This window comes from Arachidicoccus sp. (assembly GCF_050436765.1).
GTDB lineage: Bacteria > Bacteroidota > Bacteroidia > Chitinophagales > Chitinophagaceae > Arachidicoccus.
Map to the genome: position 1 here is coordinate 1 of NZ_JBNQGD010000168.1, position 9,679 is coordinate 9,679.

The 9,679-nt window shown below is 36.5% G+C and carries 11 protein-coding genes and 1 pseudogene; 7 read left to right on the forward strand and 5 right to left on the reverse strand.

The genetic code is table 11. The annotated features are described in order from the left end of the window. From ACQR30_RS07275 to ACQR30_RS07285, 3 genes are all read right to left on the reverse strand, one after another. On the reverse strand, positions 1-414 hold a 414-nt coding region (locus tag ACQR30_RS07275; RefSeq protein ID WP_429733393.1), incomplete at its 3' end, for a DUF4369 domain-containing protein. 26 nt (positions 415-440) lie between these two features. Then, a complete protein-coding gene (locus tag ACQR30_RS07280) occupies positions 441-1,082 on the reverse strand; it encodes an MBL fold metallo-hydrolase (protein WP_429733396.1) in 642 nt (213 codons plus the stop codon). A 77-nt stretch (positions 1,083-1,159) separates the two neighbouring features. Beyond that, positions 1,160-1,897, reverse strand: coding sequence for a biotin--[acetyl-CoA-carboxylase] ligase (locus ACQR30_RS07285; RefSeq protein ID WP_429733399.1), 738 nt, complete (start codon positions 1,895-1,897; stop codon positions 1,160-1,162). Between the two features lie 123 nt (positions 1,898-2,020). Here ACQR30_RS07285 and rsfS point away from each other — a divergent pair, with 123 nt between their 5' ends. The 7 genes from rsfS (at position 2,021) to ACQR30_RS07320 (ending at position 8,550) form a co-directional block, all read left to right on the forward strand. Next, positions 2,021-2,410 carry a ribosome silencing factor gene (gene rsfS / locus ACQR30_RS07290; protein WP_429733402.1) on the forward strand — a complete coding sequence of 130 codons (390 nt, stop codon included), beginning with the start codon at positions 2,021-2,023 and terminating at the stop codon, positions 2,408-2,410. A 67-nt stretch (positions 2,411-2,477) separates the two neighbouring features. After that, positions 2,478-4,571, forward strand: a complete 2,094-nt coding sequence (gene ftsH / locus ACQR30_RS07295) for an ATP-dependent zinc metalloprotease FtsH (RefSeq protein WP_429733405.1) — start codon at positions 2,478-2,480, stop codon at positions 4,569-4,571. Positions 4,572-4,737: 166 nt separating this feature from the next. Continuing rightward, positions 4,738-5,283, forward strand: a complete 546-nt coding sequence (locus ACQR30_RS07300; RefSeq protein WP_429733408.1) for a DUF4142 domain-containing protein — start codon at positions 4,738-4,740, stop codon at positions 5,281-5,283. Further along, on the forward strand, positions 5,280-5,663 hold the full coding sequence (locus tag ACQR30_RS07305) for a cupredoxin domain-containing protein (protein ID WP_429733411.1): 384 nt from the start codon (positions 5,280-5,282) through the stop codon (positions 5,661-5,663). Before ACQR30_RS07300 ends, ACQR30_RS07305 begins: the two co-directional genes overlap by 4 nt. A gap of 62 nt (positions 5,664-5,725) precedes the next feature. Continuing rightward, positions 5,726-6,415, forward strand: coding sequence for a sigma-70 family RNA polymerase sigma factor (locus ACQR30_RS07310; protein WP_429733414.1), 690 nt, complete (start codon positions 5,726-5,728; stop codon positions 6,413-6,415). 785 nt (positions 6,416-7,200) lie between these two features. Then, positions 7,201-7,779: an LUD domain-containing protein gene (locus ACQR30_RS07315; protein WP_429733417.1), complete on the forward strand. Its 579-nt coding sequence runs from the start codon at positions 7,201-7,203 to the stop codon at positions 7,777-7,779. A 9-nt stretch (positions 7,780-7,788) separates the two neighbouring features. Then, positions 7,789-8,550 (forward strand): UDP-2,3-diacylglucosamine diphosphatase, encoded by a 762-nt coding sequence (locus ACQR30_RS07320; protein ID WP_429733420.1) that lies wholly within the window; start codon positions 7,789-7,791, stop codon positions 8,548-8,550. 35 nt (positions 8,551-8,585) lie between these two features. On the opposite strand, the gene ACQR30_RS07325 is transcribed toward ACQR30_RS07320, so the two are convergent. Together ACQR30_RS07325 and ACQR30_RS07330 are read right to left on the reverse strand one after the other, a co-directional pair. Further along, positions 8,586-9,368 carry an ABC transporter permease gene (locus ACQR30_RS07325; RefSeq protein WP_429733423.1) on the reverse strand — a complete coding sequence of 261 codons (783 nt, stop codon included), beginning with the start codon at positions 9,366-9,368 and terminating at the stop codon, positions 8,586-8,588. Positions 9,369-9,396: 28 nt separating this feature from the next. Then, a pseudogene (locus ACQR30_RS07330) lies at positions 9,397-9,679 on the reverse strand (ABC transporter ATP-binding protein); the annotation flags it as partial.

Sequence of the window (9,679 nt, forward strand, 5' to 3'; positions counted from 1 at the left end):
AAATGTATTCCCTAGGATGGAGTCCTTATCTTTGTATGTATTGATAAAACTGTATAGTTTTACAGTTGCATCAGAGCCCTTGACATCGGGGTGTGTAGCGTCGGTAGCATCAATGTTAACCGTAATTTTACTGCCATCATTAATTACCAAATAAGGAAAGGTATGGTCGGCTGACAAGAAGAACAAGTGCTGCCCTTTCGTATCTGCTTTTAATGTGTAAGTGCCGTCTGGTGCAACCGCCGAAGAGTCTATAACAATAGGTGTATTATTGTTGAAATCTAATTCTTTTAAATAAATAGTTTTGGCAGTCAAGTTTTTGGCTTTTCCCGATACTTCGAATTTCCCGCCATTATACTTCTGTGCACAGCTCACCATCGAAAACGCAATACAGCTTACCAATAATAATTTTTTCATTTATTTGTTTTTTTGATTCCTGAATTTCACCTTTCTAAAAAAGGATTGTTTTGTTTTTCGTAACCAATCGTTGTCTTGGGGCCATGGCCCGGGTAAACAATCGTTTCGTCCGGCAAGATGAGTAATTTTTCCTTAATGCTTTGCAAAAGTTCTTCATGATTGCCTTTGTATAAATCGGTTCGGCCAATACTTTCGCGAAATAACACATCCCCGCCTATGATAAAATTTTGGACTTGGCAATATAAACAGATGCTTCCGGGAGAATGCCCCGGTACTAATATCGTTACTAACTTATCTTCAGCTAATTGAAGATTTTCTCCTTCATTTATAAAATTTATTTTTCCTATGTAATCTTCAAAAGGCAAGCCATATTTTTCGCCGGATTTACGGGCATGAGCTAATATTTCCTCTTCTTTTGGATGGATCAAGAGTTCTAGGTTGTAGTGTTCAGATACCCATTGATTGCCAAATACATGGTCTAAATGGCAATGTGTATTAATTAATAATTTTGGTTGCAGCCCGGCACGAAAAATATAATCTTTTAAACTTTTTGCTTCCGCTGGAAAATAAGTACCTGGGTCAACGATAATGGCTTCCTCTTCCTCATTTGAAAGGACATAAGTATTTTCCTGAAAAGGATTGAATGTGAAAGTTTCTATATGTAACATTATTGTTATCTGTTATCTGTTATCGATTATTGTTTCTTTAAATCATAAATCTCTTCTCAAAAATCATAGATTTCCAATCAAATTATCCACTCTACCTCGCCAAAAGCAAAGCAAGGTTTTGGAGCCCCTTCTACCCAAAGTTGTCCAAGGTTATCTACTTCTTGAATGCGACAATCATAAATCAGGTCCTGATATTTTAATTGAGCTAATGTATCTTTTCTATAAAGATGTTGATTAAATGTAGCTAATAATTCTGTGTATTTTTTTTCTTTAAAAAGTTGGTACTTTTCTTCTAAAAAGGTGCACAACTCCTTAGCGAGCGCTACGCAGTCAAAGTCTTTCCCGGTAATTTGTTTTAAAGATACTGCTTTTTTAAGAAGCGTCTGATCGAAAACTGTTTGATTTACGTTTATACCGACTCCGACAACCGCCCACTGCCAATTTTGGCCGTATATTTTATTCTCCACCAAGATGCCTACTGCCTTTCTGTCGCGCCAATAAATGTCGTTTGGCCATTTGATAGAGGTGTCATCTAAAGCATATTTTGCATAAAGATCATATACAGCTAAAGCCACTGTCATGTTAAGAGCGAACTGTGTATTCAAGTGCAACTCTCTCGTGTCAAGCAACACGGAGAGGGCGATGTTTTTTCCGGCCTCACTATTCCACCGTTTTCCACGTTGACCTTTTCCGGCAGTTTGGTGTTTGGCCATAAAAGCGGCGCCGTGTTGTGCCAATCCCTGCATGGCCTGTCCTATGGCATAGTTGTTGGAACTATCCACTTCGTTCAAAATGATAAAAGGAGAACCAATCATATAATTTAAGCGAGAGTAGAGAAAAGAATTACTATTTTTGCGAAGGTAAGATTTTATGTGAATGGTTAAAGAATGAGAAATCTCTTCCGTTTTATTTTTTATATATCTAATAAAGTTTAATTATTGGCAACGCAAACAACAAAAAATAAGGTAACAAAGCTTACAAAGAATGCTAAAATCTTGAAGGTGATTGTAAGTGCAATTCAAGAAAAAAAAGGTGAGAATATTCTCTCACTAGACCTTAGAAATATCGAAGAAGCCGTTGCTGATTTTTTTATTATTTGCGAGGCAAGTAGCACTACACAGGTAAAAGCTATCGGTGATTTTATTGAAGAAAAGGTAAAAGAAGAATTGGCTGAAACTTCTTACAGGAGTGAAGGACGCACTTCTTTGAATTGGGTTTTGGTAGATTTTGTAAACGTAGTCGTGCACGTTATGCTACCCGAAGCCAGGCAGCGTTACAAATTGGAAGAACTTTGGTGTGATGCACCCGAACAAGTTTTTGAGAATTAGTTTTTGATTGGAAATAGAGAAATAAAACAATTTATAAGCAGATTTATCTGCACGATTTAAGAATTTTATGGCACAAGAAAACGATAAAAGAAAGATGCCGAACATAGGTGGTTTTGGCGGCAATAATAACAAAAAAGGACCAAAAGGACCCAATATCTATATGATTTATGGGCTAATAGCTTTGGCTATTATAGGCTATAGTTATTGGGCAAACACTACTCCAGATACCTTCCCTATTACGGAAGCGACTTTTAATCAAAAAATATTGACCAAAGGAGACGTTGCAAAATTAGATTTGGTGGCCAATTCCGAAAAGTATGTACGTGTTTATATCAATAAAGACAGTTTGAATAAGCCTTATTATAAGGAGACTTTAAAGAATTCACCGTCCATAAAAGTAAGCAATTATTATACTGCACCCATGTTTCAGTTTCGGGTAGTAGACTTAAAAGCTTTCCAGTCTCGTATTGACCAATATACCGACGAGAATCATTTGCCCGAAATTCAAATGCCGGTAACAAGTGACTCCAATTGGTTAGATAATCCAATATTCAGCATGCTCCTTACTATTGGTGCCATAGTGCTTGTCTGGGTTTTGCTGATGCGTAAGATGAGTGGTGGAATGGGAGGTGGCGGCGGGGCCGGTGGAGGTATTTTTAGTGTAGGGAAATCTAAAGCCCAACTTTTTGAGAAGGGTGCAAAAATGGATATTACTTTTAAAGATGTAGCGGGTTTGGACGAAGCGAAAGTGGAGGTTATGGAAATTGTCGACTTTCTTAAGAATCCAAAAAAATATACCAACCTTGGTGGTAAGATTCCAAAAGGGGCATTATTGGTAGGCCCTCCGGGTACGGGTAAAACTTTGTTGGCCAAAGCAATGGCCGGTGAAGCTCAAGTTCCATTCTTTAGTATGTCCGGGTCCGATTTTGTGGAAATGTTTGTAGGAGTAGGGGCCAGCCGTGTAAGAGATTTATTTAAGCAAGCAAGAGAAAAAGCGCCTTGTGTAATATTTATAGATGAAATAGATGCGATTGGCCGTGCACGTGGTAAGAATGCCATGATGAGCAACGACGAACGTGAAAATACCTTAAACCAATTATTGGTGGAAATGGACGGTTTCGGTGGAGACAGTGGCATTATTATTTTGGCTGCAACTAACAGACCTGATGTGTTGGACAGCGCCTTATTGCGCCCAGGTCGTTTCGATAGGCAAATTACTATTGACCGCCCCGATGTAAAAGGGAGGGAGGATATTTTCCGCGTTCATCTAAAGCCAATCAAGATATCGCAAACGCTCGATATACATAAGTTGGCTGAACAAACTCCTGGATTTGCAGGTGCAGATATTGCCAATGTATGTAACGAAGCTGCATTGATCGCCGCAAGAAATGGCAAAGAGGCGGTTGATATGAAGGATTTTGATGATGCTATTGATCGCGTGATTGGTGGATTAGAAAAGAAAAATAAAATTATCGCACCACACGAAAAACAAATCATTGCTTATCACGAGGCAGGCCACGCAATTTGCGGCTGGTTTTTGGAGCATGCTTATCCTTTATTAAAAGTAACCATTGTTCCGCGTGGTTCGGCGGCCTTGGGTTATGCACAGTACACACCAAAAGAGCAATATTTATATAATACGGATCAATTACTCGATCAGGTTTGTATGACACTAGGTGGACGTGCGTCTGAACAAATTTTCTTCGGAAAAATTTCTACTGGAGCCTCTAACGATTTGCAACAGGTTACACGTACTGCTTATTCTATGATTACTGTTTATGGTATGAATGAAAAAATAGGTAATGTAAGCTATTATGATCCTGCACAAGAAAATCAGTTTACAAAACCTTTTAGCGAAGAAACCGGTAAGCTGATTGACGAAGAAGCTCGCACTTTGATAGAGACCGCTTATAAACGCACACTGGCTCTTTTGACTGAGAAAAAAGCAGAAGTGGAAAAATTGGCGAAAGCATTATTAGAAAAAGAAGTATTATTTAAGAGCGATGTAGAAGCCTTGATAGGCAAACGCCCTCACGAAGATGAGGCTGAAGAAGATCTATTGCCACCGGGTTTGAGTGAAGGGGTGCCACCTTATGATGGGGCTTTAAAACAAGTGCCTTCTACGGGAGAAGAAAAAATAGATGATTCTTTTGCAAGTTAAAAGATAAATTATAAAGTATAAGAGCCTGCCATTATGGTGGGCTTTTTTTTGGGTAGCATTTCGTGATAAAATTCCATTCTATTTTGATCTAAAATTTATTTCCTGACAATATTTTGTAACCTTTTACAACCCGCTTCACTCTAATTAAGAAAAATAATTAAATATTATGAAAACGATTCAATCGCTGACGAAATCTGCTATATGTTTATTACTAGGAATGGGTTTGGTTTCCTTCTCAGCAAGCGCGCAAAAGACTCAAAAACTTACAGATCCCGAAATTGCTTCTGTTGCAGTAACGGCTAATCAAATCGATATTGAGTATGCAAAGATTGCCATTAAAAAATCCCATAACACACAAGTAATAGAGTTCGCAAAAACAATGGCAAGAGACCATGGTGCTGTCATAAAACAAGCAGTTGCATTAGCTCAAAAGTTAGGTGTTACACCCAAGGACAACCCTACTACTAAGGCATTTCTCGCGGGTTCAGTAAAAACAAAAGCCATGCTTAATGCTAAGAAGGGCAAAGCCTTTGACAAGGCTTATGTTGATAATGAAGTAGCTTATCACAAAGCTGCCATTAATGAAGTGCAAAATGTACTAATTGCGGATGCGACTAACAGTGAATTAAAAAGTTTGTTACAATCTGCATTACCACTTTTTAAAGAACATCTAGCACATGCTGAAATGGTTCAGAAAAATCTTGAAAAATGAGAAACGAACGGGAGATCGGCATAGGAGTGTTTTTATTATCCTTAATATTTTTTATGTTTAGTTGCTCTTCCTCTCCAAAAGAAAACGAGTCGGCTAAAACGGAAACAACAACAACGATGGATAATAGTGTTCACGTTGTTGACACAGTAAGGATTCAAATGATGAAATTTGTTCCTGAGCAATTGAGTGTAAATATAGGAGACACGGTGGTTTGGATGAATAAGGATATTGTGGCACATACTGTTGAATCTTATCAGAATAATAAGTTTTACTCGGATACTATACAGCCACAAGGTAGTTGGAAATTGATTGTTATTGATAGTGCAGCATATTATTGCAGTATTCATCCAGCCATGCAAGGTCAATTAATTATGCAATAATATGTATAACTTAGATGTGGGAGTTAGAGAAAAGTTATTTGAAAATTCATAAACTAATTAAGTTGGAATCGCAGTTGGAACGATATGCTGATTTGGATATTATCGATAAGATAAACGAAGGAGAGATAAAGCTGTTTGAAATTTTGATTAGAAGATATGACCCTTTTTTATATAAAATAGGTAGAACATATCATTACAATCATGAGGATACAGAAGACTTGATGCAGGATGCCTATGTTAACGCATATTGTAACCTGAAAAAGTTTGAACATAGATCATCATTCAAAACTTGGCTTACAAGGATTATGCTGAATCTTTGCTATCAGAAAAAACACAAACTACGCACTAAGAATGAAGTAACTACAAGTGATGTTCAAGATGAAAAATCAAGCGACTTATTTCAAATTTCCATCAGCAATGAGAAAATTACTATGAACAACGAACTTGGACATGTATTGGAAAATGCTATTCACGCAATACCGGAAGATTATCGCATTGTTTTTACTTTACGGGAGTTGAATGGGCTAAATGTTGCGGAGACTTCGGAGGCGCTGAATATATCTGAGAGCAATGTAAAGGTTCGCTTAACTAGGGCAAAGAGCATGCTGCAAAAAGAGATTAAGAAAATGTATTCACCACAGGAGATCTTTGAATTCAATTTGATCTATTGTGATGTAATGGTCAACCGAGTTATGGCTAAGATTTATGCCTTGAAAAACGAAGGGAATAAAGCGGAATCCGGATCTAATTAATATCTATCTAAGCGTTGAAGGCTCGCATTTTAGGCGAGCTTTTTTGATAATTTTAAAGAGACGCAATACGAAAAATGTCTTTATCGAGTTAACACTATCCGATAAAGTATGTCGCATATTTTGCTCGCTTACCGGATCTAATGGGAAGTTGTTTCATCTATAAATATTTCCTGATTGCAGTAAAGGGCTCTTGCAATGGTGAGCCTTTTTGCCCGCCCGATAAATTTACACTTGCTCGCTTATGATAGCATAATAGATGTTCTGTAGTTTTTAGTGAGTTCGTTGATGCCCAATAATTGAGAAAGTATTATTACTTTTTGAATTTCAGGTTCTATTTCTCTATTGCGATATTCTCATTTATAGTTCCGGCAAGTTAACTACTCACCCACTGCGGAGCCGATGGGTTGGGTCTCGGAGATCATAGACTTACCTAATGGTAACGCCTTACTCCGTTTTTGTTTAGTGTCCGGGTTAGTTGCTAAACCAGACAATATTTTTAAACCTTGTTTTTAATGTTTAGGCTGACATTAAAATCCCTGTGGTGTACGGTATTACATTTTGGACAACCTAAGCAGGAAATAAAATTAAGGATATTTGCTAATAGTTGTTAAAGTAAAAGTAATAAGTTAATTAAAAATACCCGCTCCCTCCTTCCTCTTTCGTGAAGTATAACTGTTGTATATCTAAAATCCTATCTTTATGCCATCGAAATTGAATTTAAAATGTGGTCCTTCAAAGATAATATACTCGGAAAAATACGAAACGTTTTGACTAATTCGATGCGCATGACATTTTCGGAAATGCAAAGTGTGCCTCGCGAAATGGTTATCGAGCCTAGTAATGAAGAGCTGATCATTTTGTTCGCTCAGAATTTTTCGATTATGCAAGGGCGATTTATTTATTGTATCGATGAGTTAGATTTGGTGACTAAATTAACTGAATTGAAGGAAAGAAGGGCGTGGAAAAAAATATTCTGTCGAGAACCGATACTCATCAACATGTTGCAGCAACGAGATTTTCGAGGATTGGAATTCGGTAAGTTTGCTGAAAGTCGGGTGATCATTACCGGTTGCAAAAATTTGATTGCCCGTAGTGGAAGTATATTAATGACAAGCGCACAATTTGGAGGTCGGAATACGAGTGTCTATATGCCTTTACGTATTTGTGTTGCTTATACTAGTCAAATCGTTTACGATATTTATGAAAGGCCAAATCATATACAAAAGACTAAGAAGGAATTACAATCTTTAATTACCTTAGCTGATGGTACAAGCAGTACAGTAGATATTGAAGAAGCATTAGTCATGGACATTCGTGGACCGCAAGAAGTTTTTTGTTTTGTTGTAGAAGATTCATCCAAGTAACTTATTTTTATGTCAAATATTTCTCCAAATAAGAAAATATATTTTCTCTCTGACTTTCATTTGGGCGCACCTGATTATGAAAAGAGTTTGTTGCGTGAAAAGAGAATCCTTGCTTTTTTAAACAGTATTCAAAACACGGCCGAAGAGATTTTTATTCTCGGAGATATGTTTGATTTCTGGTATGAATATAGAAAAGTAGTGCCCAAAAATTTTGTGCGCTTACTAGGAAAGTTGGGCGAGCTCAGTGATAGTGGTATTAAAATACATTTTTTTATTGGTAACCACGATATGTGGATGAACGGTTATTTTGAACAAGAATTGAATATTGATGTATACAAAGAACCGCGGAATTTTGAATACAATGGTAAGAAGTTTTTAATTGGTCACGGTGATGGTCTGGGCCCCGGCGACAAAGGATATAAATTCATAAAAAAGATATTCCGGAATAAATTTTGTAATTGGTTGTTTGGGCAGTTACATCCTAGTTGGGGAATAGGTCTGGCCAATTATTTTAGTAGAAAAAGCAGAGAAAAAACCGGTGAAGCCAATGCCGAATGGCTAGGCGAAGAAAATGAATGGCTGGTTATTTATTCCAAAGAAATTTTGCAAAAAGAACATTTCGATTTTTTTATTTTTGGACATCGTCATTATCCGGTCGATGTGGTTTTAAGCGATACGAGCCATTACATTAATCTAGGTGATTGGATTACCAATTTTACCTATGCCGAATTTGAAGGTAATGAAATTACTCTAAAAAAATGGGAAAACTAAATCTAGAATTGCTGTTTATTGAGTTAAAAAGTCCGTTACAAATCCTGGGTCGTGTATTTTTTTATAATGATAAAATAAAATGCCACAAGATAGACAATACTGAAACTGAGCAGCAATGGAATATTTGGCGCATCAAAATATTGTTTTGTAATGCTATGCAAAAAAGGCATTGGTATTAAATTATCGGAACTTTTTACGGGGAAATAATTACCCACTCCATCTAAATATTTGTTGAGAATTAGAGATAATAAATTCTTGATAAACATTACATATAGGAAAAATAGGGCGATGGCAATCCCTGAACGTTTCAATAAAAAGCCAAATAGACATCCAGTTAAAGTATAGGTGATTGCCTGAAGTAAGAAGTATAGCAAGTAAATGATGTTTTCGGAAGAAAAGGAAGTAGCGGCTATATATCCTGTAATTATAGCGATGATAGCTGCTATTATGGTGGCCAATAATGCCAACAATATTGCCATAATAATTTTTACAAATACAAATTGAAACCTGCTTAATCCATCAATGATATTTTGTCGATGTGTTTTAAAGTTGTATTCATTGGTGATTAGAATTACCATCAGTAATCCAGGTAAAAATAGAATATAGCTACATAAATAGGTTACTGTCTGCCATACATCAGGGAAACCAAATGGGTTACCGATTATTGCATCGGCCATTTTGGGGGCTTTCATCGAAACTTTAAATTGATAGGTCATATAATTGATGCCAATTAAAGAGATGATAAATAGAACAAGTAATACCCAAAATGTACGATAACTCCGTATTTTGAGCCATTCAATTTTTAGATTCTTCCACATAATATTTTATTTATAAACTTAAGAAGGTTTAGTTAGTAATTTCTAAGAATTTCGCTTCTAGTGTTTTTTTGTGTTTACTTAGGTGTGTGAGTGTTATCCCATTTTCGAAGCAAAATTTATTGACTGCCCCTGCGGATAAGCTACTCTGTTCGTAATGTATCAAAAGCATATTGTCTTTCTCTTCTAAAGCGGTATATCCGGTGAATTGTTTTAAAATATCCTTTAATTTTTCTAAATTTTCTGCCGCGACTTCAATGGAGTCTTCATTCTTCAGTACATCATTTACATGACCTGCTGCTAATAGATTTCCT